Below are 26,908 nucleotides of genomic sequence, written 5' to 3' on the forward strand. Positions count from 1 at the left end.
GACCCGGCAACGCTATTTGGTGGAACAGAAGCGGGCTATTCCGATTACCCGGCCACGGACCCTGCCTCGGAAACCGCGTAGCTACAGGACCTGCAAATGGGGTGGCGGCTGGCTGGCGGCCAACCCAGGCCTGGACAGAGCCTGATCTCCGGCTCTGTCCTTTGGTTGCCCGAATGAGGATCCTGGATTGGGCTATTTGCCTGACACCGCCCCCCAGACAAGCGCCAAGAGCATTGTTGCTGCACCCGACACGAGCATGAGGCTAAGGGGTTCCCCCAGGAAGACGGCGGAACTCAGGAATCCAATTACGGGCGACAGGGTGCTGATCAATGCGATTTGCGCAACCGGGAGCAACCGGCCCACGACCACCATCAGGCCAAAACCAATCCCGGTCGCCACCGGGCCAACAAAGACAAGAAGCGCCAACCCCTTTGCTGAGAAAGAGCCAAGCTCCAACCCTCCCTCCGCAACAAAAGCGATCGGGAGAGAAACCAGCCCGGCGATCAAAAACTGCCAAAACAACGCATCCAGGACCCCTCCCGACCAAACATGCGATGCAATAAGCCGCATCGAGCAGGACCAGCACAGGGCAGCCGCCAGTATCAACAATAGCGGCGCCGCAACACCAATGTGACCCGCGCCCAACAGGACCAGAAGACAGCCCGTTGCGGACAGCAGCGTTGGCCACAATCGGCTGGCGGAAATTTGTTGTCCGAAGATGACCCAATCAAGCAGAACCAGCCAGACCGGTGTGGTGTAGATCAGGATGCTTGCGGTGCCCGCCGCAACCCATTGCAGCGCAAATGTCACCAAGCCCATCTGGATCACAAATTGCAGGAAGGCCACGCCCAGAATGACGCGCAAGTCCCGCCGTTCGAACCGGGGCAGCCGATGTCTCAGAACCAGAATGAGGGCAGCGACAACCGGCACGCTGAAACAATAACGCAGGGCCACCATCCAAAAGGGCGCCACATGCTGCAATGCCAGTTTCATCACCGGCCAGTTGAGCCCAAGAATGATAACCGAAAGCCACAATAGCAAATAGGGCCCGCGCAAAAGCGCCCAAGCGCCTGCGCGCGGGGTTCGATCTGACCTAGGCAACCAATGCTCCGCCATCGATATCAATCACCGTTCCTGTGACAGATGGCGTATCAATGGCAAAGAGATACCCAGCGGCCAGGTCCTGGGCCTGCGCAACCCGGCCTGCGGGCAGATTCTCCGCTGCACCCTGGTACATCTGCGCCCGTGCCTCGGGCGTCATTCCCGTATAGGCTTCGGTCTTGGTCAAACCGGGACTGACCGCATTGACCCGCAGCGGCGCGAGTTCGCGGGCGAGGATTTTGACCGTGGCTTCAAGTGCCGCATTCATTGCCGTTTTCACAAAAGTTCCCGGCACAGTCCGGCGGGCCAGAAAACCCGTCGTCAGCGTTATCGTCCCGCCGGGGCGGATATGGGGCACCGCCGCCTGTACCGTCGTCACCGACCCCCAGAACTTTGTCTCGAATGCCGCTTTGGCTGCTGTCAGATCCAGTTCCGATAGCTCGCCTCCCGGAGCCTGCGACCCGGCGGTTATGACAAGATGATCAAAGCTCCCCTGTTGCTCAAAAAACGCCTTGGCCTGTGCCGGATCCGAGATGTCGAATCCGGTCGCCCGGCTCGCAGCGACAATTTCGCCTGGCCGTGCCTGCAGTGCCTCCACGACGGCATGGCCAATGCCGGAAGTACCGCCCACCACAAAGGTTCTCACTCTATCGTCAAATCCCATTTCACATTTCTTCCTTGTTGTGTGTTTCTCGAAAAACCGCCTCGATCAGCGGGCCGCCCGGAGTTCGGAAAAACAGTCTGCGCTCATCCAGTTCCGGAATGTCCATCGGCGCATAGGGGATCTGGAGCCGCTCGAGCCTGTCGCGAAAACCGGCATAATCATCCAGCCTGAAGCCGATGTGATCCCAGGCCTCACCCCCCTGGTCGAGTCGCCCGCCAAAGGAGCTGATCAGATGCACAATCGGTTCCTCTCCGGCATAGAGCCAATGACCTGGGACCCTTTCGATCGCTTTGGGACGCGGGCGCTCTTTTAGATCTGGAAAGACCTCCAGAAAGAAGGCCCGTGCTTTGGGCAAGTTGGATGTGCGGATGGTGATGTGATCAAGCTGCATGTCAGCTCCCTGTCTTTCCGGCCTGCAAGATGCAGCCAAATGAGACAAAGAAGTAGGGCACCAAAGCGGAAATGAGAGTTTGACCAGGTTAAACAATCACGCGCCTTGGCACCCGCACCAAGGACCCTGAGGCCAGGTTTTAACGTTTGAATTCGACGGTCACAAACACCAGCGTCGTACTGCCGATATTCTCCAGATCATGGACAAAGAAATCACCCTCGCGAATATCATAATGCCGCGTATCACCGGGCTGATAATTCGTGTCCCGAATGGCCCCATCATGATAGTGTGAGCGCGACTTCCCCTCCCCGATCACGGTCCAGAAATAGCTTTCTTGGTGGCGATGAAAGGGCGCGCGTTCCCCCGGTTGAAGCTCCAGATGCCAGATCCGCAGGTTATCCGTTTCTGACACAACACGTGACCCAACCTGACGGTTGCTCCAGTTCTCAACGATCTCCTGCCTCCTCTCGGTCGACCAGTCAGAAAAGTTCTCCAGACAGGGTTCGTTGGGCATGATTTCCTCCTTTAATGTTCGATTGATTATTTTGGAAAGAGCATTTTTTCCAGCAAACCGTCAAGAAAGTTTTTATTGACGAGTCTGAATTGTATTTTTATTGATCAATTGATTATTTGATCCATGGGAGGAATCGCTATGAGTACAAATCTGACCCGCCGCAAGTTCTTTAAAGCCGCATCTTTGGCCGCCGGCACCACCGCGCTTGCCGCCCCTGCCCTTGCTCAGGGTGGGACAGAACTCAAGATGCTGACCTGCTGGCCCAAGAATTTCCCAGGGCTTGGCACCAGCGCAGAACGGTTTGCGCAGCGCGTTGCCGCCGCCAGCGAAGGCAAGCTTCGCATCAAGGTCTTTGGCGCCGGTGAGGTAGTGGCCCCATTTGAGGTCCTGGATGCCGTCGCCGCCGGCGCTGGCGATCTGACCCATGACACCCCCTACTACTGGTTCGGCAAGGATCCGGCCTTTGTCTATTTTGCGGTGGTGCCATTCGGGTTGACGGCAGACGAGCATTTCACCTGGCTGAAATTTGGTGGTGGGCAGGCGTTGTGGGATAAGCTGGGCGCTGCTCATGGCGTAAAGCCTCTCGCCAATCTGAACACCGGTGCGCAGATGGGAGGCTGGTTCAAGGACCCGATCAATAGTGCTGCGGATCTTCAGGGCCTACGGGTCCGCTATCCAGGGCTCGGCGGACAGATGCTGGCCCGTCTTGGCGCGACACCGGTGAACATTCCGGGCGGTGAATTGTTCACCGCCCTGCAATCCGGCACCATTGATGGGCTGGAGTGGATCGCGCCGTGGAACGATCTCGCATTTGGCTTTCACCGGGCCGCAAAACACTACTACTACCCCGGGTTCCACGAGATGGGGCACACGCTCTCCTCCCATGTAAACGCAGATGTCTGGGCCGGCCTCAGCGACAGCGAGCAGGCCATCATGCAGAGCGCCGCAGATGCGGAATATGTGACCTCGCTTGCCGAATACAATGCGCGCAATCTGGATGCCTTGAACACGCTGGTGAACAAGCATCAGGTGCAGCTGCACGAATGGCCCGCAGAAATTGTCGAGGAGATGCAACGCATCGCCCCCGAGGTGCTGGCGGAAAGCGCTGCCAGAAGCGAAATGGCGACAAAGGTTCACCAAAGCTGGAGCGCCTTTCGCGACAACCAGCGTCAATGGGGCGAGATTGGGGACTATGCCAACGCCCGCCTGAAACAGGGCTGACACAGCTTCGCCATAGCTGGCCCCTGTCCACCCTTGTGGCCGGCTGATCCGATCCGGGAACTTAACCTCTTTCACCCGGATCGGATCACCTTTTCGCCCGACACCCCGGCCACGGATCACCAGCACTGCGCCGAAGACCAGGAAAAGCACATGGAACAAAGAGAAACACATATGTCCCACTCCGGAGCCTTGGGACAGCTTGTCGCCTGGACCGGCATCCTCAGCAGATGGCTGGCGATTGCCATGGTCCTGCTCCAGTTTTCAGTGGTTGTCGCACGATACCTTTTTGATGCGGGGTCTGTGATGGCCCAAGAAGCCATTCTCTATCTCTTTGGTGCCATGTTCATGCTTGCAATGGCTGACGCCCTGGCCTCGGACCGGCATGTGCGCGTCGACATGCTGTACCACAGCTATTGCGAGCGGCGACGGCGTCTTGTCGATGCCATTGGCATAGTGGTTTTCCTCTTGCCACTCTGCGGCTTTATGCTTTGGACATCAAAGGACTATGTTCTCAACAGCTGGGCCGCGCTAGAAGGCTCACGAGAGGCCGCAGGCCTGCCTGGCGTCTTTCTGTTCAAGACGGTCATTCCCGTCGCACTGCTGCTGCTCATCCTGCAGGCCCTGTCGATTCTGAAGCGCTGCGTTGTGGCGAAGGGGGCCGACAATGGGTGATATTCATACCATCTATCTGGTTGCCCTCTTTGCGGGTCTGCTATTCTGTCTGATGTCCGGCTTCCCGGTGGCCTTCGTTCTGGGCGGTGTGTCGCTGCTCCTGGCTGGCGTTGGAATTCTCTTCCAGCACTTTGACGCCTCATTTCTGGCCGCAATGCCGCAGCGCATTTACGCCGCCATGACCAACGATGTTCTGTTGGCGGTGCCGCTTTTTGTCTTCATGGGGGCAATGCTCGAGCGCAGCGGCATCGCATCCGAACTCTTGGATGGGATTGGCCGGTTGTTTGGCAAGCGGCGCGGCGGGCTTGGCTTTGCCATCACGCTGGTTGGTGCCTTGCTTGCGGCCTCGACTGGGATTGTCGGCGCCACCGTAACAACCATGGCGCTCTTGTCCCTGCCGGTGATGTTGAAATGGGGCTATTCCCCGCGCCTGGCGGCCGGATCAATCTGCGCGGCTGGAACTCTGGGGCAGATCATCCCGCCCTCGCTGGTGCTGGTGCTCCTGGCCGACACGATTTCCTCAGCCTACCAAAAAGCGCAATTGGCCCAGGGAAATTTCTCTCCCGACACCGTGTCAATCTCGGATCTCTTTGCTGGCGCAATCGTTCCCGGGATACTGATGGTGATCGTGTTCCTGGTCTACCAGGTCATGCTAACCTTTCTCAGGCCAGAGAGCTGCCCGCCGCCGCCGACAGAAGAGGCCGCAGAAATGACCATCCCATTGCCGGTCCTTTTGACCAGGCTGGTTCCCCCATTGGCGTTGATCCTTGGTGTTCTCGGCTCAATACTTGGCGGGGTCGCAACTCCGACGGAATCCGCGTCAATCGGAGCCGCTGGCGCCATTTTGCTTGCCGGGTTTGGCTCAGAGCAGCGAAAGTACGCCAACATTGCGCTGTCGTTCCTAGCCCTGGCCGTCTTCACCAAGCAGTTCATCTTTGGCACCATTGACCTTCCAATCCTGGCAGAGCGCGCTATCCTTTCCATCCCGGTTCTGGTCTTCTTTGGGTATTTTGCCATCGCTCTGCTGCGCTGTTTCAAGATCAGGGCAGTATCCAGCACCACCACCGAAACCGTGCGATTGAGTGCAATGGTCTTCATGATCCTCATCGGTGCGGCCACGCTGTCGCTGGTCTTTCGCGGTTTTGGCGGCGATGAGGCTGTACAGAAGCTGATCTCAAGCGTCCCCGGCGGCCCCTATGCAGCGCTGGCGGCAGTTCTTGCGGTCATGTTTCTTCTGGGCTTCATTCTCGACTTTATCGAAATCATCTTTGTCATCGTGCCGACAATTGCCCCGGTTTTGCTGATGTCCGGAATTGATCCGATCTGGCTTGCTATCCTGATCTCTCTCAATCTGCAGACCTCCTTTCTCACCCCACCTTTTGGGTTTGCGCTGTTCTATTTCCGCTCCGCTGCGCCGCCCGAGATTTCTACACGATCGATCTATCTTGGGGTCATGCCCTTTATCGGGCTGCAGCTCCTGGTCCTGGTCCTTGTGGCCTTGATACCGGGCATTTCCATATGGCTCCCCTATGCACTAAGGTAAGCAAAGCGCCCGGCCCCAGATCCCGGCGGGGCGCTTTGGTACAATGGCAGAACGAGCGGATAGAAAACTCATGCAAGAGCCAGAAACGCAAACGCCAGCCAAGAAAAAGCGGGTGCGCCTATCTCCGCAGGACAGGGAACATCTGATACTGACAGGGGCAATCGAATTTGTGGCGGATCGCGGCTTTGCCTTCTCCACCCGCGAGCTGGCCCGGCATCTCAATGTCAGTCAAAGCCTGCTGTATCGGTATTTTGCCACCAAAGAAGAAATCATCGAGAAGATCTATGACAGGGTCTATGTCGGGCGCTGGAACCCGGAATGGGATGAAATCTTGCGAGACCGCAAGCTGAGCGTTCAGCAGCGACTGGAACGCTACCTTTTGGACTATGCCAAGGTGGTGCTGCAGAAGGACTGGGTGCGCATTTTCCTGCTCTCCGCCTTTGAAGACCCGCTGATTTCTCAGCGGTATGTTTCAATGCTGCGGCGGCGAATTTTTGAACCCCTTCTGGAAGAGCAGCTCGCCAGTATGGGGCTCGAAGCGCTTTCAAACCCTGAAGACTGCGAATTGGCGCTGGAGCTGATCTGGGGATTTCACTCCAGCATCTTTTACCTCGGCGTGCGCCAGTGGATCTACAGAACGCCAACCAAGGTGAATATAGAAACGCTTATCCGCAGCCGCACGCGTAGCTTCCTGGTAGGGTTTGAGGCATTTTTGAGTGACCTCCCCTCCCCTGAAACCGAGGATGCGTCACACGCGTCAAAACAGTGAGCAAAGATTTTAAGTGATTTCGAGTTTTTAGGGGCTGGCTTCAACTAGCAAAGGTGACTGCCGCCCGGTTTGCTCGGAGAAGCCAGAGTTCTAATGAACAACGGCACCAAAATGGACATGGCCATGGTGGTGATCATGATCATCCCCTCTCCTTTCCTAGCGCAAACAAGAGGCAGACATTCTCCCAGAGAGTGTCTGCCTTCGCTCCCTCCCCCATCAAGAAGAGTATTACCGACATTGCAAAGTAGGAGGTTAAACATATTGCGAGCGAATATCAGGGTATCGATAAAGACACCTTTCAGGCTCTAGATCAGATATTTTGGTCTAAATCGCCCAGATTGGGAGCTCTCTTCATTGCCAAGAGTTCCTCCTCCTATCCAACTTTGCATCCTACTACTGCTCTCCCCTAACATCAGCATCGCCTGACTGAGCCTTATTGTCCGTGGTCAGAGGTTTTGGTCCAGTTGGCGACCTGAGCTAAGAGAGGGTCTGGCGCTTCGCCTTGGAAGAATAAAGACGCCGGTCGCTCAAACTCAGCAGACTGTCAACACTCTCGACCTCGTCGAAGCGAGCAAATCCACTGGATATAGTCACCCTAGGCAAATCTTCTCTCATACGACCTTCTAGCTTGGCTCCCGATACGAGTTTATCGGAAAACCCCCGATAGGTGTCCAGGTCGAAGCGGTCTAGAATTGCGAGGAACTCGTCTCCTCCCCAGCGACCGACCAGTCCTCCTGCGGGCAGAGTACTTTGAACAAACTCCGCAACCTGCCTCAGGCAGAGATCCCCGGCAGCGTGTCCATACCGATCGTTTATGGATTTGAACTTGTCTATGTCCATCAGAATAATAGCTCCGGAACTACCGGAGAATTTTCGGTCGATATGCTCCTGGAGGGCCCTTCTGTTCCAAAGGCCGGTCAACACATCTTGCCTAGCAAGTTTGAAATTCTCTTCTGTGAAGAACCGCAACTTGCGCAGTGAATAGAGACCAAGAAGCACCGTAGGGGAACCGATGAACAAGATTGTTCGAAGCGGTTGTACAATTCCATACTCCAGCGAACCGTCAAACATGAACTTTTGAAACAAGTACAACATGATGATCGCAGCCATCCAGGCCAAGTAGTACTTCCAAATTCTATCTGATGGCTGGGGGGTGATGTATTCAAAAATCCTGTCACCGGTAGAGCTTTTACCCTTCAAAGCCTCCGGTCTTAGGTCATCGCTAACCTTTCGCAAAACATGCGTCCTCGTCTAATTTACTGGTCGAGGGCATCGCATCAGGTATTCTTCTTGGTATTCCGAAAAGCGACACAACCGAATTTGAAGGCGACTTAGCAGACAGGATAACGCCACGGCAGGATGCCGCAAAGGAAAGCTGCTTTCCAAACGGGCAATTCTCGCCGGAAGGTTTCTCAAACAGAATGACCAAGCTGGCTATAAAAGAAGTGAACCAAGTCCAACACAAAACGTCCTAGCCCAGCGTCGTCTTAGCCCAGCGTGGTTAGCTCGTGCGCGCAATAATAACCTGTCCCTTTGGATGCCTGGTCCAAGTTGGATATCAATGCGGCAGCAGTCGGACTGACGCTCTCTTTCTTTGGTAGTAACCCTGGCCCGGAACCGCACACAGCAAAGGGTCTACAATGTCTTCTCCAAATCCGCCCCTTCCAAAACCAACCGCCTAAGTCGAACCCTACTTCAACATCCTGAGCCTGGATGATACTCTGAGATTTCTCGAAGCTTTCGGTGGCACCGATGGCATGCCCCCATCGGGTGGTCCGGTTCGATTGTTAGTCATCGTCGGCCTCTGGTCCATCGGAACGATGCTTTCTGGCGCGGGCGGACGATATCCCAAAGCACTGTGTGGCCTGACCGTGTTGGAGTGAACTCGCCACTGCTCGATGATGATCTGGGCCTCACGCAGGCTATAGAACAGCTCACCGTTTAACAATTCATCACGGAAGCGGGCGTTGAAGCTTTCACAGTAACCGTTCTCCCATGCACTGCCCGGCAGGGCATCGCATGGCGATGTCCCGAGAGGGGTGACCCTGGTTCGATATAAGCGGTTTTTGCGCCGACGGCGGCGATCCAGTCCCGCTCCTTCTGGGCAATGAACTCCGGGCCATTGAAGGCGCCATTGGTTCGAGCCCAATGGCGAGCGGGCCATTGTCTGATCTGATATATTGCGGCGGCCCACGCAGGATGAACAGGTCGGTCAGCGTGTCCAGCACATCGGTTGAGTTAAGTTTAAGATCGACGCGGATCATCCGTTGCCCGGCAGGCGATTTGGCCAAGCCAAATCTGCCGAGAGGGGGCCAGCCTGCGTTGTTCAGCAGGCCAGTGACCATGCGGTAGCCATAGCGCCCGTATTGGTCGGCCAGTTCTATGATGTCGTCGGTCAGACGCTCTTCATCGGCCCGGCCTTGGGACACCTTGCGCTGCGTCGATCGATGCTGACCCAGAGTGCGGCAGGCCCGGCGCTCAGACACACCCAGCTCCTTCCGCACATGGTCGATGCATTTACGACGACGCGAAGGGCTCAGGGGCTCCGCCCGTTCAGGCCTGAATTGATCCGCAGGATCAATTCCTAGACGGCTATCACTCCCTTTGCCGCTTCCGTCAGAATGAGCTGGTCCAGCGTCAGGTCAGATACCGCGCGCCGAAGCCGCAAGTTCTCTTTCTCAAGCTCCTTCAGCCGTGCGAGCTGAGATCGCTGCATCCCACCGTAGAGCTTGCGCCATCGGCAAAAGGTCTGCTGCGTCACGCCGATCTAGCGCACCGCCTCGGCAATCGTCGCACCTTGTCCCTGCAGAACTTCAACCTGACGAAGCTTCGATACAATCTCTTCGGGTTTCTCTCGTTTCCCAGCCATCGCTGATCCTCCAATTTGTGGGACAATCTATCCCAGTTGGTGGACCACTTTCAGGGGGCTACTCCAACATCGCCTCCAACGTGTGATGTAGGCCGTTGTTGATATGGTCTTCGAGGAACTTGATCGCGGTATCGGGGTCGCGCGCCAGGGCTGCATCCAGCATGCCGCGGTGTTCAACTGCAGCGGCTTCGCCCCGGAAAGTTAGCACCAGCATCTGATAGCGCAGGTATTTGTCGTAGATTGTCGAATGTAGCGACAGCAGGTTCTGCGAGTTGCAGGCGCGGATCAGCGCCTGATGGAACTCCCAGTCATAACGCTTCCAGGTCTCCTTTTCGGTTTCATCGCCCGCCTGCATCCGCACTTCCATGCGGTGCAGTTTGTGGTGGGCGGCGACCAGGTCGCCCTCCCATTCGGTGTCTCCATTGGCGATGGATTGACGCAAGGCGTGGCTTTCAAGCAGGATCCGAAGGCTCGCAATTTCGCGCAGATCCTCTTGCGATACAGGCGTCACAAAGAAGCCGCGCTGTTCTTCGGCGGCGACGAAACCATCGCTGGCGAGCCGGTTGAGCGTTTCGCGCAAGGTTGAGACGCTGGCGGAATAGCGCTCTTTCAAACCATCCAGTTTCAGCTTCGATCCCGGCGCCAGCGTGCCAAAAATGATGTCACGCTTGATCCGTTCAAAGGTTGAAGAGCCAACGGTGGGTGGCTGCTTGGCCATGGTGAAAACCCGTTCTGATTGGGGATTTCACATGAGATAGCACCTCTTTGACGGTCATACAATTCGATATAATACCCCGTCAAAGCAAAAATATATGATATTATTGATTTCATCGATTATCGTCGCTAGGCTCTCTCGAACGCGGAACTGATTCCGCGACTGACACCAATGATCCGACCCTGGGGGAGAGGCGTTTGACGCCGACAGAACATAGTGCAAGTGCAGCTGGCGCATGGCCAGCTCTGAGGTTGGCCATCGCCGGCATCGGCCTTGTTGGGCAGCGTCACGCGGATGCGATCAGCCAGGTGCCGGGCCTGACGCTGTGTGCGATCGTGGACCCAAGCGATGCAGGCAAGGAGGAGGCGCAGGCGCGCAATGTTGCGTGTTATGGCGACCTGCAGCAGATGATCGAAGCAGAGGCACCTGATGGGATCATTCTGTCCACGCCGACAAAACTGCATGTGGCGCAAGGGAGGCAGTGCCTGGATGCAGGTATTCCGGTCCTGATAGAAAAGCCGCTGGCGGATGACCTGGCGGCGGCGGCCAGCTTGGTTGAGCGGTCCGAGCAGGTGGATGTCGCGCTATTGGTCGGGCATCATCGGCGTCACAACCCGCTGATCCGCAAGGCGCATGAATACATCACCCAAGGCAGGATCGGCGACGTGCGGGCGATGCAGGCGACCTGCTGGTTCTACAAACCCGACGCCTATTTCGATGTGGCGCCCTGGCGCAAGCAGGGCGGGGCCGGGCCCATCTCGGTCAACCTGGTCCATGACATAGATCTGATGCGGCATCTGTGTGGTGAGATCACCAGCGTTCAGGCGCAGGCCGCGCCCTCGGCGCGCGGCCATGAGAACGAAGATGTGGCGGCGGCCTTGCTGACCTTTGACAATGGCGCGATTGGCACGATCACCGTGTCAGACAGCATCGTTGCCCCCTGGAGCTGGGAAATGACCGCACATGAATACCCGGTCTACCCGACCACATCGCAAAGCGCCTACCAGATCGGCGGAAGCCACGGGGCGCTGTCGGTTCCGGATCTGACCCTGTGGACCCATGAAGAGGTGCGGGATTGGTGGACGCCGATTTCGGCGACCTCGGTCCTGCGGGACACGTCGGATCCCCTGATCAATCAGATGGTGCATTTCGCCGCCGTGATCCGCGGGGATGAAACACCCCTGGTCTCGGGGCGCGAAGGGCTGCGCAGTCTGGCCGTCGTGGACGCAATCCAGCGGTCCGCGAAGTCCAACGAACTGATCCGCCTGGAGGAGGGCGGAGCCAACGTTGCGTTAGCTTCGATGAGGGAAAAGAAAGAAACGAAAATGACAAACCAGGCGCACTAACTGCGCCCTATAATCGTCTTGGGAGGAAACAAGAAATGATCACCAGAATTACACGACGGGCCGCGCTCGCGTCTTTTGCCGCCCTGGGGCTGGCCGCCGGTGTTGCAACCACAGCCGCCGCGCAGGACATGACCTTCACTATGGCCACCTCTGGTTCGGAAACCGACCAGCGGTCGGTCGCCCTGGCCGAAGTGTTCGCGCCGATGGTTGCGGGTTTTGCCGAATATAAACCCGGTTACAATGGCACGATGTTCGCCCAAGGGGCCGAGCTGGAGGCCATCGCGCGCGGCAACCTGACCATGTCGATCACCTCGGCGCAAGAGCTGGCGCAGTTCTTCCCGGAATTCTCGATCTTTGCGACCGGATATGTGCATCAGGATGCGGCCCATCAGGTGCGCGTCTTCAACGATCCGCTGATGGACCCGTTCAAGGCCAAGGTTGAAGACGAGCTAGGCGTCAAACTGCTTTCGGTGATGTATCTGGGCAAACGCCATGTGAACCTGCGCTTCCCGCGTTCGGAAAAGGACGTGCAGACCCCTGCCGATCTGGCGGGCGTGAACCTGCGTATGCCGGGCACCGACGCCTGGCAATTCCTAGGCAAGGCACTCGGTGCCTCTCCGACACCGCTGGCCTTTACCGAGGTTTACACCGCGCTTTCCACCGGCGCGGTCGATGGGCAGGACAACCCGCTGCCCACCGTGGTCGACAAGAAGTTTTATGAGGTGACCAAACAGATCGCACTGACCTCTCACCTCGTCGATCTTAACTATATCGCCTTCTCGAAAGAGACCTGGGATGGCCTGTCGCCGGATCAGAAGCTGGCCGTGCAGCGGGCCGCTGACGCCGCCGCATCTTATGGACGTTTGAAACAGCTGGATCAGGAAAACAGCCTGGCCGAGTTCGTCCGCAGCCAGGGTGTTGAAATCTACACGCCGGATCTGGCGGCGTTCCGCAACCACGTGCAGGCCCAGTATGTCGGGTCCGAAGCGGCCGAAAGCTGGCCCGAAGGCGTTCTTGACCGCATCAACGCACTTGGCAACTGAGCAAGCTTTGCGGGAGGGTCAGAGGTATGAAGGTATTTCTTAACAAACTCTCCCGCGTTGCCGACTTCATCGCCGCCATGACCTTGGCGGCGGTGTTTGTGACCTTTCTGATCCAGATCTTTTCGCGCTATGCGGCCAAGATCGCCTGGCTCATGCCGATCCCACCCATTTCGAACTGGATGGTGTCATTGGAGCCGATCGGCTGGACCGTGAACCTGATTTCGCTGCTCTGGGTCTGGATCGTGTTCTTTGGTTGCGCCTTCATCGTGAAGGAGCGCGACCACGTTACCTTTGATGTGCTGTACCTCGCCACGCCACGCCGGACGCAACGCATTTTGGCGCTTGTCTCAGCCTTGGGGCTGATCGCGGCAATGCTGTATTCCTTTCCCGCCACATGGGACGCGATATTCGGCAACCGGCTGATGGAGCTGAAGAAAATCCAGACGCTGAGGATGCCGATCACCGGTGACAAGATTGCCATCAAATGGCTGTTCGCTGCCTACATCCTGCTCATGGTCACAACCATCCTCCGTTATCTGTGGAGGCTCTATTCCGTTGCCCGCCATGGCCTCCCCGAAACCGAGCTAGAGGAACTGCTGTCAGACAAATCGGACAGGGAGGACGCATCATGAGCATCGAGCTTTTGCTGGGCCTCATCGCCCTGTTTGGCATGGCGGCGATTGGCACGCCGGTGGCTTTCTCAATCCTTGTCGGGGTCATCGTCTATCTGGGTGTAGCCGGACAGGATCTGGCCATCGCCGGGCAGACCATGGTGCAACGCCTGTTTGACGGCTTTCTTCTGCTGGCGGTGCCGCTATTCATCGTGTCGGCCAACATCATGAACGCCGGGTCGATAACGGACCGGTTGCTGAACTTCTGCATCGCCGTCGTGGGGCGGTTCCGGGGCGGCATGGGACACGTCAACGTGGTTGCTTCCCTGATCTTTTCCGGCATGTCCGGCTCGGCGGTCGCAGATGCGGCGGGGATCGGCAAGATCATCATCGAGATGATGATCAAAAGCGGCAAATACACCCGTGGCTATGCAGCCGCGATCACCGCCGCCACGGCCACCATTGGCCCGATCATCCCACCGTCGATCCCGATGGTAATCTATGCGCTGGTGTCGGGCGCGTCGATCAAGGACCTGTTTCTCGGCGGTATCATTCCCGGCCTGTTCATGGGGATGGTGCTGATGGCGCTGAATGTCTTCATGTCCCACCGCCGCGGGTTCGGACGCGAAGAGCCAGTGCCCCTGCGTGACCTGCCGCGGCTGACCATGCAGGCGACGCCGGCCCTGCTGATGCCGATCATTCTGCTGTTCTGCCTCTACAGCGGCATTACCACCCCGACCGAGGCAGCGGCCATCGCCGCGCTTTATGCGCTCGCCATCGCGGCGGGACTTTACCAGGCTATCAAGCTGAAAACGCTGTATCAGGTCTTTGTCGACAGCGCCCGCGCCGCTGCGTCCGTTGGTCTGGTAATCGGGGCGTCGATGATCCTGACCTACATCGTGGTGCAGGAAAATGTGCCCCAGGCGCTTTCTGCGTTGTTGGACGGGGCGAACATCCATCCGCTTGTCTTCCTGATCCTGATCAACGTACTGGTGCTGTTGCTGGGCTGCATCCTGGATGCGACGGTGATCATCCTGGTGATCGTGCCGCTGTTCATTCCGACCTGTCAGGCGCTTGGCATTGATCTGGTGCATTTCGGGGTTCTGATCGTGGTCAATTCGATGATCGGCTTGATCACGCCGCCCTATGGCATCTTGCTGTTTGTCATCAACGCGGTCACCGGCATCCCACTGAAAGAAATCATTGGAGAGATCTGGGCCTTTCTCGCGGTGCTACTGCTCGCCCTTTGCGCAATGATCCTGGTCCCCGATATCGTGCTCTGGCTGCCGCGCCTGTTTGGCTATCAGGGGTGAGTGCGCCAATGAAGACCTCCATCGCTACAGTCTCGATTTCCGGCAACCTGAGGGAAAAGCTTACCGCCATTGCGGCTTCCGGGTTTGACGGGATCGAGATATTCGAGGCCGATTTCATCGCAGATCACGGAAGCCCCCGCGATGTTGGAAACATGATCCGCGACCATGGGCTGGACATCATGCTGTTCCAACCGTTCCGCGATTTCGAAACCCTGCCGGAACCGGCCCGTTCCAAAGCCTTTGACCGGGCCGAACGCAAGTTTGACGTGATGCAGGAACTGGGCGCGGATCTGGTGCTTGTCTGCTCCTCCGTGCATCCGGCGTCGCTGGGCGGCATCGAACGGGCGGCCGGGGATTTTCACGAACTGGGCGAACGCGCCGCCAAACGCGGGCTGCGCGTGGGCTATGAGGCGCTGGCCTGGGGCCGTCACATCAATGATCACCGCGATGCGTGGGAGGTCGTGCGCCGCGCCGATCACCCCAATGTCGGGCTGATTGTCGACAGCTTTCACACCCTGGGGCGCAAGCTGGACCCCGATAGCATTCGGTCGGTTCCGGGGGACAAGATCTTTTTCGTTCAACTGGCCGATGCACCGCTGATCGAAATGAATCTGCTCTATTGGTCGCGCCACTTCCGGAACATGCCCGGCGAAGGCGATCTGGACGTGACCCGGTTCATGCAGGCCGTCATGGCGACCGGCTATGACGGGCCCATCAGCCTTGAGATCTTCAATGACCAGTTTCGCGGCGGCAACCCGCGAACATTGGCCAAGGACGGTTACAGTTCACTGATCGCCTTGATGGATGACGTCCGGCGGGCCGAGCCGGGGCTGGAACACGCGTTACCCGATATCCCACCACGCCAGCAGGCCAGGGGTGTCGCCTTTGTCGAATTCGCGACGCGCGGGGAAGAGGCGGTTTCTTTGCAAGCCGACCTGTCCGCTCTGGGCTTTGAACAGGTCGGGCAGCATCGCAGCAAATCCGCCGCGCTCTGGCAGCAGGGCGACATCCGCATCGTCGTGAACGAGGAAACCAGTGGACACGCCGCAAGCAGCTGGAACGCCCGGGGGACCTGCGTGTGCGATCTCGGACTCGAAGTCGCCAATGCAAGATCTGCAGCAGCCCGCGCGACCGCACTGGGCGCCGAAGTGTTCTCCCAGCCTATTGGTGCAGGTGAACTGGCGATCCCGGCCGTCAGGGGACTGTCCGGCTCCGTCCTGCATTTCCTCGACGAAGGATCAGAGTTGTCGCAGGTCTGGCAGCAGGAGTTTGCAGCCGGTCCGGCACCCGCTGGCGTGGGCCTGACCCATATCGACCACATCGCCCAGACCATGAGCTATGACGAGATGCTCAGCTGGTCGCTGTTTTACACCACGCTGTTCGACATGACCAAAGCTCCCATGGTGGATGTGATCGACCCCGATGGGCTTGTGCGCAGCCTGGCGGTCGAGACGGGCGACGGCGCCCTACGGGTGACGCTGAATGGCGCGGACAGTCACAGGACGCTGGCGGGCGCGTTTCTGTCGGACAGTTTCGGCGCCTCCGTCCAGCACATCGCCTTTGCCACGCCAGATATTTTCACAACGCTGGAAAAGCTGACAGCCAAGGGATTCAATACGCTGCCGATCTCGCCGAACTACTACGATGACCTCGCAGCGCGCTTTGATCTGACGGAAGATCTGTTGCAAAGGATGCAAACCCAGGGCGTCATGTATGACGAGCAAGACGGAGCCGGCTTTTTCCAATCCTATTCACAATCATTCAGCGGAAACCTGTTCGTCGAGTTTGTCCAAAGAGGGCAAGGGTATGCAGGCTACGGAGCCCCCAACGCCCCGTTTCGCATCGCTGCTCAAAAGCGTCAGTCCCGTGCAAAGGGCATGCCCAAGTCTTAATTGCTTGTCAGATGACACTCAGATCCCAATTTGACGCAGGATCAAGAATGGTTCTTTGCATTGGTCAAGTTTCCGAGCAAATTTCTGTATGGTTCGCTGAGGACGGGAGATTATGGCGGTTTCTTCGAGGGAAGGTATCCGGTGCACTTCGATTTGTCGGGACGTCTAAGAAGAAGTGGATGAAGCGAAATTCTGACGGTTGAGTGCTGAGTACGTTGATGATGGCGAAAACAATCAACTCAACCTAACTGACAGCCACCCCTGAAACTGCCATTGGCAAAGCCACAGCGAATGGCCGGGTCGGTGGAGCTGCATCGCGGCGTGCGGGGTGCTGACGAATGGCTGCAATGGTCCGTCCTCAACGCCTAGCCGGAACCTAATCGGCTGGGTGCTGCGCTGCCTCCGATGACTGTGAAGAGCCCCATAATGTCGAATGCTGCACATGGTGCGAACGGTTCGGAAGCGCAGAGTGCGTATTTCGGGTCAGGACGAGGCTATTCCAATGAAAGCCTTTACCAGCCGTAGTTTTGCTCGGTCTTTTGGAGCCACAATTGCGGTTTCATGCTGCTGGGTCAGTTCAGCAATCGGAACTTCGGCCAAACCTCTTGAAATCAACCCGCTCGCGCCAAGGAAGATCGCTGTTCCGGCCCCTTGCAGCACCGCTTCGCACATCAAGGGGAACGCGCTTATCGTTATTGTTCGCTGAAAGCGAACTCCGCTTTTAAGTTGTGCTTCGCTGTTAGGAGACACTTCATATTGCAGTAACCGGAAGAGCCCGGATGACCCCGGAAGAAGCCGGATAGGGGCCTATAAATAAGGGCTTTAAACGCTCTTCGAACCCGGTTGGGTCTCAGGGACGTTTTGTCTTTCAAACTCGGAGATTTTGCCCAATACACGCTTCGTATCGTGCTTGAGACACTTCCCGTTGCAAACTCTGATCGTGTCAACGTACAGTTGCTCTACGTTTGTTTTGCTCTAGGAAATTCAATGTCGTTAGGGCAGCTACTGATCAGCCCCATCGAAGTGGTCCAGTGTGAGTGTTAGTGCATGATCGGCCTGGTTTCCACCGGAACGATGGCTTCCGGAGCCGGTGGGCGATAGCCCAGAGCACTATGCGGCCGTTTTGTGTTGTAGTGATTTCTCCATTGTTCAATCAGGATCTGGGCTTCACGCAGGCTGTAAAATACCTCTCCATTCAGCAGCTCGTCTCTGAAGCGCGCGTTGAAGCTTTCACAGTATCCGTTCTCCCAAGGTGATCCTGGTTCAATGTAGGCCGTTTGGGCACCGACCGCTGCGATCCAATCTCGAACGGCCTGAGCAATGAACTCTGGGCCATTATCTGATCTGATGAAAGCAGGAACGCCACGCAGGATGAAAAGATCTGTCAGCGCGTCAATAACTTCTGCCGAGTTCAAGCGCCTCTTCACCCGGATCGCCAGGCATTCCCGGCTGTGTTCATCCAGAATGTTCAGTGTCCGGAACGCTTTCCCGTCATCCGTTCGATGGTGCACGAAGTCATAGGACCAGACATGGTCACGATATTCGGGCCGGAGTCGAACACACGACCCGTCGTTCAGCCAGAGCCGTCCTTTCTTCGGTTGTTTCATTGGAACTTTCAGCCCCTCACGCCGCCATAGGCGCTCAACACGTTTGTCGTTGATTTGCCAGCCGGCGTCTCTCAGAAGAGCCGCTATCCGACGGTAACCGTATCGACCATATTGGCGTGTCAGTTCGATCATGTCAGACACCAACCGGTCTTCGTCAGCACGTCCAACAGGCACCCGCCTCTGTGTGGAACGGTGCTGTCCCAGAACACGGCAGGCGCGACGCTCTGAGACGTGGAACTGGCGTCGCACATGATCAATGCAGTTACGGCGGCGCGAGGGGCTCAGAAGTTTCCCCGTGCAGCTTCCGACAGAATGAGCTTGTCCAATGTCAGATCAGAAACTGCCCGACGCAGCCGGTCATTCTCCTTCTGAAGTCGCTTTAGTTCCTTCAGTTGGTCGGTTCCCATACCGCCATATTGCTTGCGCCAGCGATAGAAGGTTTGTTCTGTAATCTGCACCTGTCGAATGGCGTCTACGCGCGGCATCCCTTGGCCGCAAAGCACCTCAACCTGCCGTAACTTCGTGACAATCTCTTCGGGCTTGTGTCGCTTGATTCCCATATCTGATCCTCCGTTTCCTAACTATACGGGCGGATCACTTCAGTGGGGGAAGATCAACTCATTGACTTCTTCCCGGAACTCGCAATGCAAACGGTCGATATAGTTCTGTTCTGTTACGTCATTGAGAGGTACGTAGTCTCTTTCAGAAAACGCGTGATTTGATGGAAACGCGATGACCATAGCTTCTTCAAAAAGGTTGGCGTACTGCAACTGCGGGTGAGGTGGTCCATGGCGCGCGCAGAACGCCCCATCTAGTGCTCCGGACAGCAACAGATCAGCAATCGACGATGGTTTCACATCGTGCAGAACGATCGAGATCATCGGATGCTCCATTCGAAATGCATCCAGCATTCTGCTCAAAACACCCGGACCGATCGTGCACATAAGACCGATGTTGAGCTCCGCGACTTCACCGGACGTTATGGCCTTGGCAGTAGATCGTACCAGGTGCCTTGTCTGGTCGATTTGCTGGAAATGCCCTCGCAACGATTTTCCAAGTTCGGTGAGTTCCGTGTAGCGACCGTCGCGGACAACCAAGTCACCATCCAGTTCGGCTTCCAGGCGCTTGATAGCCTGCGTCAGGGCGGGTTGGGAGACATAACATTGTTCAGCAGCACGGGTAAAGTTTAAGGTCTCGGCGAGCGCTAGGAAGTAGCGTATCTGATTAAAATCCATGGGCGTCCCATCTGTATTGAGTTTCGCCAATATACTGTTGGAAAAGATATTGGCACTAGTCTCAGCCTCTTGAGGCGCCAAGATTTCCAAACGCGAAACACGAATGATCGACGAGAACCGCAGAAATCGACCATTGGTGAATTTGCAGCGAAATGGTGTTTTGTCCGCGTCTGTACCGTTCGACCCTGGTTTAAGGCTGTGCTTGCGGCGAAAGGCGGCTTTTCCCTGTGCGCATGCGGCACAGATCCTTCGTCATGCCACCAGATCCGGCGACTTTGCAAATGGTGCTTTCTGCGCATAGTCGACGTTGCGGGCCGTCTGCGAGGGTAGCCCTCATCCCTTCAGGCTACGGACAACTGCTCTCAGCCCGAAGCGGCCATAGACTTTGCGACGGGCGTTAATGATGCTGTCAGTGCAAAAATCCATGGCCATTTTCCCGGAAGCGGACTCTCGGCAGGGCCGAGTTGTCTCATGTGCTGCTGCGGGTCGCATCAGGGGCAGCGGAGCGCAGAAAGCGGAATCTGCAAAGCCATGGGATTCGGCGACATGGCAGAAGGCCCATGCCGCAGGCGCACGGGAAAAAGCCGCCCTTCGGCGCGTGCGCAGCCTCAAATCTGGGACGAATGGAAGGAGCGCGGACAGACCTGCCGTTGGCATCTTTCTGATCGATGTCCGCTTTCGCTCTGCAGCTTTAAGGACTAGTTACAGGGTATGAGTGTATTTGACGATATTGACACGTTGCCATGGTCTCAGCTTCACTATGCATACGGCCCAGCTACAGATGTGCCTTCCCTTCTAAAAGCACTGATGTTTCCCGAACAAGTGAGTGACGATTTGGCAGGGCAAGCCGAGAAGGCTGGCCGTACCGTCTTTGAGCACGTCACGTGGACACTTTGGGGCAACGTCTTTCTGCGCACTCATTTTCTGGCCTTATAGTGGTGGTCTAGTGGATTGCAGACCGTCTCTGATTTGAGACCGCCTCGGTCTATGCTGACGACCGCATCCTTTCTTCTGTATTGAGAAATCAGCTCCATTAATCCTAGTTCCAGAGAGAATCCGGGACACCAATCAGTTAGTGTTTCCGCAAGTTTGGGATCGCCAACAAATTGCTTGACGTCGAAGTCACGTGATGTGGCGGTGACGATTTCACTATCGCTTTGAGATAAGCGAACAACGGAATGGGCCAAATCCATTAAAGAGGTCCCTTGCCCCGTCGTTAGATGCATCGGGTCTAGTGATTTCCCAGCTGAAAGACTGCGGACCACATTCATGATGTTGTCCGCAACATCTGAGACATGTGTGATATCCAAGATGTTTGCCGCGCCCTCGACTCTGAGAGGGTGATTACTGAGCGCGGCCCGACAAAATGCGGGAATGACGCGATCCCTGTGATCCGAGGCCGAACCATATACAGTCGAAAACCGAAGCACCGCCGTGCGAAACCCGTCTTCCCCCACACGCTGGACTGCCTTTTCCGCGGCAACTTTGGAACGCGCGTAGTCATTCATCGGTCGCAGCGGAGTATTCTCCGTGACAGGTAGCAGGTTGCTTTGACCATATACCTCTCGACTGCTTCCAAAGATCAACCAAGGTTGCAGAGCGCTTGCGCGAAGCTGATCAATGACATTCTGAGTTCCGATGACATTGGTCAGATAGCAACCTTCAGGGTCTTCTTGCCCCCATATCACCCGCGAGACTGCTGCCAGGTGAACCACCCCTGTGCAATCGACCATTGCAGAAGCCAGATTTGCGGGGGATAGAACATCGCCGAAGCCTCCGTTCGTGTCAGTGATGTCGAACCTGCGCACTTCGTGGCCGAGTGATTCGAAAGTCGAGCACAGAGCGGTACCAATCAGCCCGCTTGAACCGGTCACCAAAATTTTTTGAAACTTCAAGACATTGTCCTCGCAGTGAAATTGTAAACAATGCGGGGCAGTCAAGCGCATTGATGAGCGCTTTGAGCATAGTCGAAGGCGGATCCTGGCCAACTTGACTTTCGTCAAATCGACCCTCTCTTCGCTGACCTAGTGTTTGGTCATGGAACATTCAAATCACGCTGCTGAGCTGGAGCGCATCGAATCAGGATTGAAAAATCCGGCGTTTCCCAAAATTTTCGCAGTCGAATTATGCGCTGACTGCGATCTAAACTGTTCGATGTGCCATCACGATCAAATGATACGTCCAAAGGGCAACCTGCCAATGCCACTTTGGCAGAAATGCGCGGATGAAATCGCAGAAGTGGCGCCAGCAACAAACGTCTGGTTCTCTTTCTGTGGCGAACCGCTGCTGATGCCGGACCGGTTGATCGAGATGCTGAAGTACGGTGCGCAAGTCGGCCTTCGCTCTCTCAATCTCAACACCAATGGGATGCGGCTCACAAATGAGGTTGCAAGAAAGCTCCTCGACACCAGTCTCTCGACAATCGTGATCGGGATCGACGGCTTTGAGAAAGATACATACGAGAAATACCGTTTTCTTGGCAATCGCGACACTGTCTATAGCAACGTGCAATTCTTGCTGGAGGAGCGGAAGCGGCGCGGCACTGGTCCTGAAATCATGGTCCAGTTTATCGAGATGGACGACAACGTCAAAGAGTTTGAAGACTATGCCAAGCACTGGCTCGGGCTTGGTGCGACCGTAAAGCTGCGCCGACAGCTCAGCTGGGGTGGAAAATTCGAAACCGCCATCGAAATCGCGGAGGAAAAGCGTATCGCGTGCCCTTGGGCAATTACCATGATGCATCTGTTCTGGGATGGCCGGGTGCCGCGTTGCCCCGGAGATACCGAGGGGGACGAAGCCGCTGGCAATGCCTGGGACGACAGTCTGGTCGATCTGTGGGCCAATCTGCACAACTACCGCCAGCTTCATCTGGACCATAATTTCGATGATCTGCCCGAACGATGTACCGCCTGTACCGATTGGAAGACCGGCGCATCGGTGAAACTGCGCCCGGACAGAGCAGATCACCTCAAACGCCTGCAATCGTACAGATGACCACTCTTTTCCTCTGTGCAGCGGGGAACCCTGAGGGAGTTCGACTTGCTATCGAAGTAAACGAAGCGGACCAGCGTTGGGATCACATCGTGCTATTGGACGATGATCCCGCCAAACAGGGGCTCGAGATTCTGGGGGTTCCGGTTGTCGGCGGCTTCGGTTCTCTGGCAGGCCATCAACCCGGAGACGAGGCTGTCAATCTGGTGGCCCGGTCGACAAAGGGACGCAACGGCGCACGCGCCAAGATTGAGAGTTTCGGTATCCCGCTAGTTAGCCTGATACATCCCTCGACCGATGTACGATGGGCGACAATCGGGCAGTCTGTGACCATCTACGCGGGCTGCACGATTTCCGCCCAGTCCACGGTCGGCAACCACGCTGTGGTCTTTACACAGGCCGTGCTAGGGCATGGAGCATCGCTTGGCGATGGCGCCGTGCTTGCACCAGGAGCAGTGGTCAATGCCCGGGTTCAAATAGGCAATAGCGCCTATATCGGATCCAATGCCTCAGTGCTCCCGGACCTCGCAGTCGGCGTAGAGGCCACTGTAAGCGCATGCTCGGCAGCGATTTGTGACATCCCCGCCGACTGCACTGCGCTTGGAGTGCCTGCTGAAATCATGGGCGGCCTGGTTTCAACAGCACCTTTATCGGTCGGAGATAAGGCCCCCCACGAGCGTGAGCAAAGCGTCGGCACGTCAGCCTCCTTGAAAGAACTGCAAGCGGCCTTTGCTCAGGTCCTAAACATGCCGTCCATCAACCGTGAGGCTAACTTCTTCGACGCAGGCGGCACTTCGAAAATGGCCTTGGAACTACAGGTCTCTCTTAGAGAGAAGTTCGGCCTTCCCGTGACAATAGTCGATGTATTTCGTTTCCCGACCCCCGGCCGTCTCGCAGCTCATCTTTTTGGCGGAAAAACCGGGCAAACATCACCTTCCTCGAAGGAGATCATAAACCGTCGCCGCCGCCTTCGGCTCGACCGAAGTACAAGAACCTGAGCCCTTTGAAACATTTTGCGAAATTCTGAAAATAGGCTTGTCTGCAATGACCGATTGGGAACCTTCAAAATACTCGAAACGAAGGTCTATTTTTTCGTCACCCATGCAGATCTGCGTTGTTGCTGCCTGAGGCCCTTGACTTCAAACAGGTGATCCTCCCCCACTGAAGTGATCCGCCCGTATAGTTAGGAAACGGAGGATCAGATATGGGAATCAAGCGACACAAGCCCGAAGAGATTGTCACGAAGTTACGGCAGGTTGAGGTGCTTTGCGGCCAAGGGATGCCGCGCGTAGACGCCATTCGACAGGTGCAGATTACAGAACAAACCTTCTATCGCTGGCGCAAGCAATATGGCGGTATGGGAACCGACCAACTGAAGGAACTAAAGCGACTTCAGAAGGAGAATGACCGGCTGCGTCGGGCAGTTTCTGATCTGACATTGGACAAGCTCATTCTGTCGGAAGCTGCACGGGGAAACTTCTGAGCCCCTCGCGCCGCCGTAACTGCATTGATCATGTGCGACGCCAGTTCCACGTCTCAGAGCGTCGCGCCTGCCGTGTTCTGGGACAGCACCGTTCCACACAGAGGCGGGTGCCTGTTGGACGTGCTGACGAAGACCGGTTGGTGTCTGACATGATCGAACTGACACGCCAATATGGTCGATACGGTTACCGTCGGATAGCGGCTCTTCTGAGAGACGCCGGCTGGCAAATCAACGACAAACGTGTTGAGCGCCTATGGCGGCGTGAGGGGCTGAAAGTTCCAATGAAACAACCGAAGAAAGGACGGCTCTGGCTGAACGACGGGTCGTGTGTTCGACTCCGGCCCGAATATCGTGACCATGTCTGGTCCTATGACTTCGTGCACCATCGAACGGATGACGGGAAAGCGTTCCGGACACTGAACATTCTGGATGAACACAGCCGGGAATGCCTGGCGATCCGGGTGAAGAGGCGCTTGAACTCGGCAGAAGTTATTGACGCGCTGACAGATCTTTTCATCCTGCGTGGCGTTCCTGCTTTCATCAGATCAGATAATGGCCCAGAGTTCATTGCTCAGGCCGCTCGAGATTGGATCGCAGCGGTCGGTGCCCAAACGGCCTACATTGAACCAGGATCACCTTGGGAGAACGGATACTGTGAAAGCTTCAACGCGCGCTTCAGAGACGAGCTGCTGAATGGAGAGGTATTTTACAGCCTGCGTGAAGCCCAGATCCTGATTGAACAATGGAGAAATCACTACAACACAAAACGGCCGCATAGTGCTCTGGGCTATCGCCCACCGGCTCCGGAAGCCATCGTTCCGGTGGAAACCAGGCCGATCATGCACTAACACTCACACTGGACCACTTCGATGGGGCTGATCAATTTCCTCTATAGTAACAATGTCATAGAGGAAATCCATGTGCAAAAAAGGCTCTTTGAACTAGGAACAGATTTTCGCACTCAGGCGAGTTCCGGCTTTAGCTGCTCAGCTATTGACCTCCTCCCCTTGGGAGAAGCGATACTAGTGTGAGCCGGGTTGAGAGTAGTCCGCAAGTCGCAGTACTTCTTCCCTCCATAGATCACCTCTGGACCTAGGATCTCTGTCGGAAATTGCAGGCGGCTCGAGATGGACGCAAAACTACTCCTAGTGAATGTCACCGCAGAACTAGCGCCCCTTAGAGACTAGGTACCGATCGGCGGCAAAGAAAAGTGCTTCTAGCGATTTCCGGTTCGCGGCCTCAAAGCGGGCCATTTCCCACGTTTTTGATGAACTGAGAGAGAAAACATAAGCTAAGGGATCGCTTGGGTGTCAGCCATTTGGTTTTTCCATCTTCCACTTTGCCAGCAATTTCGGCAAAGCTTCGTTCCAGTCTGGGACACCGACGGTTTGAGCCCAAGACTGGCATTGGCAGATCAGATCATTCTCAAAGGCGGAGTTGGTGCCTGCAGGCATCCATTCCTGCCACAACAATGCCGGTATTTCCCAACGCTGCTGCGCCTGCCCCTTCCGCCGCAAAAAATATGGCCAACGATGGACACAACTGCAGCCATCTAGATTGCACACAAATTTGACCGCGCCACTTCAACTACAGCCTTCACCCTATCCTTGCAAACGGGTCTTCATTCTCAACTAAATAGTGCGTTACATACTTACGAAGTCGTAGGAGACGCCATTGGAGTTGCGATCATTCCCAGGTGAGTGGCAATGTCAAAATCATCTGCAACGTTTTCCAAATTTAATACTGGCAAACCGTTGGCAAGGATCTCAACGTTGGTAGTACCGTCGGGATTGGCTGTCATATTCATAGAGATTTCTGGTTCAGATCCAGTCTCGTCATAACGATACAAAATCATGTCCTCACTAGTATCGAAGTCAGTTACAGTCGCAACATATCCACTGGTAGACCAGTCACCCACTACAAACTCATCTGCATCGGTACCGCCGGTAAGAACGTCAAATGCGGCTCCAACCAAAGTATCCTCACCAGCTCCACCGTCCAAAGTATCGGCGATGAAATCATCGACAATTGCGTCATCGGTCCCACCAATACCAGTCGTGGAGCCGGAAGGTTCGAAGGTTTCAAGCCATTCATCCAGTAGCCGATCTTCAACGTCAATTGATGCCCCGTTCAGAAGGTCATCTCCCTCGCCGCCATTTAGCTGATCAGCTCCGTTCCCGCCATGCAGCCCATCATCTCCGCTTCCACCATCAAGAGTATCATCCTGGGATTCCCCTTGAAGAAAGTCATTTCCGGATCCACCGTTGAGGATATCATCTCCATAGCCGCCCTGAAGAACGTCCAGTCCCTCACCTCCGTCAAGACTGTCCTCGCCGTCTTCACCATCAAGGCCGTCGTTGCCCTCCCCCCCTGTCAGGATGTCATTGCCAGCACCCCCATAAAGAGTGTCATCACCAGCTGCACCAGCCACGTTGTCGTTTTCGAATCCACCGTAGAACTCGTCGTCCTCACTGTTCGTGTCGCTGCCTCCGACGTCGCCCCCTCCTCCGCTATCAGCCCCTCCTCCGCTGTCGGTCTCTTGAAAAACATCATCGTCATCATCAGAAATTGAGATCAATGCACCAGCGGCGAATGTGAACCCAAGCACTGCAAGAATCATCATCGGCGTAGCTCTCCCAACAGGTAAAATTTGTCTTTATTTTGCCAAAGAGAGATCGTTTGAGGAATTGTTTTTTTGGGGGAATTTGGAGGACTATTGAGGAATCACGTGAACACTAAACAATATCCACCGACATTGTATCGAAATTTACGCAATTACACAAATTCACCCCTCCCCTTGCCCATTGAGACAAAAGCAGAACCAGAAATGTAGACAACTTGAATAAAAATTAAAGAACTTCCCTTTAAGCTAATTTCCTAAACAGTAAGATCTAGAACTCAATACTGACCTCGGATGGGAAACAAACA

23 protein-coding genes and 1 pseudogene are annotated in these 26,908 nt (G+C 56.0%); 13 read left to right on the forward strand and 11 right to left on the reverse strand.

The features are described from left to right. Positions 1 to 192: 192 nt before the first annotated feature. The 4 genes from RSK20926_RS11690 to RSK20926_RS11705 form a co-directional block, all read right to left on the reverse strand. Positions 193 to 1,101, reverse strand: a complete 909-nt coding sequence (locus RSK20926_RS11690) for a DMT family transporter (protein ID WP_198136576.1) — start codon at positions 1,099 to 1,101, stop codon at positions 193 to 195. Then, the gene (locus tag RSK20926_RS11695) at positions 1,094 to 1,747 is read right to left on the reverse strand and encodes an SDR family oxidoreductase (protein ID WP_232281885.1); all 654 of its coding nucleotides are present in this window, start codon (positions 1,745 to 1,747) and stop codon (positions 1,094 to 1,096) included. Before RSK20926_RS11695 ends, RSK20926_RS11690 begins: the two co-directional genes overlap by 8 nt. Positions 1,748 to 1,766: 19 nt before the next feature. After that, positions 1,767 to 2,156: a glyoxalase gene (locus tag RSK20926_RS11700; RefSeq protein ID WP_008206939.1), complete on the reverse strand. Its 390-nt coding sequence runs from the start codon at positions 2,154 to 2,156 to the stop codon at positions 1,767 to 1,769. A 139-nt stretch (positions 2,157 to 2,295) separates the two neighbouring features. Continuing rightward, positions 2,296 to 2,670, reverse strand: a complete 375-nt coding sequence (locus tag RSK20926_RS11705; RefSeq protein ID WP_008206940.1) for a cupin domain-containing protein — start codon at positions 2,668 to 2,670, stop codon at positions 2,296 to 2,298. Between the two features lie 138 nt (positions 2,671 to 2,808). Here RSK20926_RS11705 and RSK20926_RS11710 point away from each other — a divergent pair, with 138 nt between their 5' ends. From RSK20926_RS11710 to RSK20926_RS11725, 4 genes are all read left to right on the forward strand, one after another. Further along, entirely contained in the window at positions 2,809 to 3,891 is a 1,083-nt protein-coding gene (locus RSK20926_RS11710; RefSeq protein ID WP_008206942.1) for a TRAP transporter substrate-binding protein, read from the forward strand. Between the two features lie 150 nt (positions 3,892 to 4,041). Continuing rightward, positions 4,042 to 4,563, forward strand: coding sequence for a TRAP transporter small permease subunit (locus RSK20926_RS11715; protein WP_050773076.1), 522 nt, complete (start codon positions 4,042 to 4,044; stop codon positions 4,561 to 4,563). Beyond that, positions 4,556 to 6,106: a TRAP transporter large permease gene (locus tag RSK20926_RS11720; RefSeq protein WP_008206946.1), complete on the forward strand. Its 1,551-nt coding sequence runs from the start codon at positions 4,556 to 4,558 to the stop codon at positions 6,104 to 6,106. Before RSK20926_RS11715 ends, RSK20926_RS11720 begins: the two co-directional genes overlap by 8 nt. Positions 6,107 to 6,176: 70 nt before the next feature. After that, on the forward strand, positions 6,177 to 6,875 hold the full coding sequence (locus tag RSK20926_RS11725; RefSeq protein WP_008206948.1) for a TetR/AcrR family transcriptional regulator: 699 nt from the start codon (positions 6,177 to 6,179) through the stop codon (positions 6,873 to 6,875). A 477-nt stretch (positions 6,876 to 7,352) separates the two neighbouring features. On the opposite strand, the gene RSK20926_RS11730 is transcribed toward RSK20926_RS11725, so the two are convergent. From RSK20926_RS11730 to RSK20926_RS11745, 3 genes and pseudogenes are all read right to left on the reverse strand, one after another. Further along, the gene (locus tag RSK20926_RS11730; protein WP_008206953.1) at positions 7,353 to 8,075 is read right to left on the reverse strand and encodes a GGDEF domain-containing protein; all 723 of its coding nucleotides are present in this window, start codon (positions 8,073 to 8,075) and stop codon (positions 7,353 to 7,355) included. A 490-nt stretch (positions 8,076 to 8,565) separates the two neighbouring features. Continuing rightward, positions 8,566 to 9,744, reverse strand: a pseudogene (locus RSK20926_RS11735) (integrase core domain-containing protein). Positions 9,745 to 9,802: 58 nt separating this feature from the next. After that, on the reverse strand, positions 9,803 to 10,462 hold the full coding sequence (locus RSK20926_RS11745) for a GntR family transcriptional regulator (RefSeq protein ID WP_008206955.1): 660 nt from the start codon (positions 10,460 to 10,462) through the stop codon (positions 9,803 to 9,805). 194 nt (positions 10,463 to 10,656) lie between these two features. On the opposite strand from RSK20926_RS11745, the gene RSK20926_RS11750 reads away from it, so the two are divergent. Genes RSK20926_RS11750 through RSK20926_RS11770 form a run of 5 tightly spaced genes read left to right on the forward strand, consistent with a single transcriptional unit; the run spans position 10,657 to position 16,664 of the window. Next, the gene (locus tag RSK20926_RS11750; protein WP_232281886.1) at positions 10,657 to 11,805 is read left to right on the forward strand and encodes a Gfo/Idh/MocA family protein; all 1,149 of its coding nucleotides are present in this window, start codon (positions 10,657 to 10,659) and stop codon (positions 11,803 to 11,805) included. Positions 11,806 to 11,840: 35 nt separating this feature from the next. Further along, a complete protein-coding gene (dctP, locus tag RSK20926_RS11755) occupies positions 11,841 to 12,848 on the forward strand; it encodes a TRAP transporter substrate-binding protein DctP (protein ID WP_008206958.1) in 1,008 nt (335 codons plus the stop codon). A 26-nt stretch (positions 12,849 to 12,874) separates the two neighbouring features. Continuing rightward, positions 12,875 to 13,480, forward strand: coding sequence for a TRAP transporter small permease (locus RSK20926_RS11760; RefSeq protein ID WP_008206959.1), 606 nt, complete (start codon positions 12,875 to 12,877; stop codon positions 13,478 to 13,480). Further along, positions 13,477 to 14,772, forward strand: coding sequence for a TRAP transporter large permease (locus RSK20926_RS11765; protein WP_008206960.1), 1,296 nt, complete (start codon positions 13,477 to 13,479; stop codon positions 14,770 to 14,772). The genes RSK20926_RS11760 and RSK20926_RS11765 overlap by 4 nt, the downstream gene beginning before the upstream one ends. An 8-nt stretch (positions 14,773 to 14,780) precedes the next feature. Further along, positions 14,781 to 16,664 (forward strand): bifunctional sugar phosphate isomerase/epimerase/4-hydroxyphenylpyruvate dioxygenase family protein, encoded by a 1,884-nt coding sequence (locus tag RSK20926_RS11770; RefSeq protein WP_008206961.1) that lies wholly within the window; start codon positions 14,781 to 14,783, stop codon positions 16,662 to 16,664. Between the two features lie 1,040 nt (positions 16,665 to 17,704). On the opposite strand, the gene RSK20926_RS11780 is transcribed toward RSK20926_RS11770, so the two are convergent. Beyond that, positions 17,705 to 18,831 (reverse strand): IS3-like element ISRosp5 family transposase gene (locus tag RSK20926_RS11780; protein WP_085979699.1). Its coding sequence is split into 2 segments (ribosomal slippage): positions 17,705 to 18,567 and positions 18,567 to 18,831, totalling 1,128 coding nucleotides; the frame shifts between segments, so codons are not numbered across the junction. A 39-nt stretch (positions 18,832 to 18,870) separates the two neighbouring features. Further along, positions 18,871 to 19,506, reverse strand: coding sequence for a LysR family transcriptional regulator (locus RSK20926_RS11790; RefSeq protein ID WP_157133103.1), 636 nt, complete (start codon positions 19,504 to 19,506; stop codon positions 18,871 to 18,873). Between the two features lie 711 nt (positions 19,507 to 20,217). On the opposite strand from RSK20926_RS11790, the gene RSK20926_RS22860 reads away from it, so the two are divergent. Continuing rightward, on the forward strand, positions 20,218 to 20,442 hold the full coding sequence (locus RSK20926_RS22860) for a hypothetical protein (RefSeq protein ID WP_157133104.1): 225 nt from the start codon (positions 20,218 to 20,220) through the stop codon (positions 20,440 to 20,442). Here the strand turns inward: RSK20926_RS22860 and RSK20926_RS11800 are convergent. Continuing rightward, complete coding sequence (locus RSK20926_RS11800) at positions 20,424 to 21,401, reverse strand: NAD-dependent epimerase/dehydratase family protein (RefSeq protein ID WP_157133105.1); 978 nt, start codon at positions 21,399 to 21,401, stop codon at positions 20,424 to 20,426. The genes RSK20926_RS22860 and RSK20926_RS11800 overlap by 19 nt on opposite strands. A 142-nt stretch (positions 21,402 to 21,543) precedes the next feature. Between RSK20926_RS11800 and RSK20926_RS11805 the strand changes: the two genes are divergently transcribed. The 3 genes from RSK20926_RS11805 to RSK20926_RS11820 all read left to right on the forward strand — a co-directional run bounded on the left by RSK20926_RS11805 (position 21,544) and on the right by RSK20926_RS11820 (position 24,828). Further along, on the forward strand, positions 21,544 to 22,500 hold the full coding sequence (locus tag RSK20926_RS11805) for a radical SAM/SPASM domain-containing protein (RefSeq protein WP_008206966.1): 957 nt from the start codon (positions 21,544 to 21,546) through the stop codon (positions 22,498 to 22,500). After that, the gene (locus RSK20926_RS22865) at positions 22,497 to 23,495 is read left to right on the forward strand and encodes a phosphopantetheine-binding protein (protein WP_008206967.1); all 999 of its coding nucleotides are present in this window, start codon (positions 22,497 to 22,499) and stop codon (positions 23,493 to 23,495) included. The genes RSK20926_RS11805 and RSK20926_RS22865 overlap by 4 nt, the downstream gene beginning before the upstream one ends. 206 nt (positions 23,496 to 23,701) lie before the next feature. Beyond that, a protein-coding gene (locus RSK20926_RS11820; protein WP_085979709.1) for an IS3-like element ISRosp5 family transposase occupies positions 23,702 to 24,828 on the forward strand; the annotation gives its coding sequence in 2 pieces (ribosomal slippage) (positions 23,702 to 23,966 and positions 23,966 to 24,828; 1,128 coding nt in all). An 803-nt stretch (positions 24,829 to 25,631) separates the two neighbouring features. Here RSK20926_RS11820 and RSK20926_RS11825 read toward each other — a convergent pair. Continuing rightward, a complete protein-coding gene (locus RSK20926_RS11825; protein ID WP_008206972.1) occupies positions 25,632 to 26,603 on the reverse strand; it encodes a calcium-binding protein in 972 nt (323 codons plus the stop codon). Positions 26,604 to 26,908 lie beyond the last annotated feature (305 nt).

The organism is Roseobacter sp. SK209-2-6 (assembly GCF_000169455.1).
Taxonomy (GTDB): Bacteria; Pseudomonadota; Alphaproteobacteria; order Rhodobacterales; family Rhodobacteraceae; genus Pseudophaeobacter.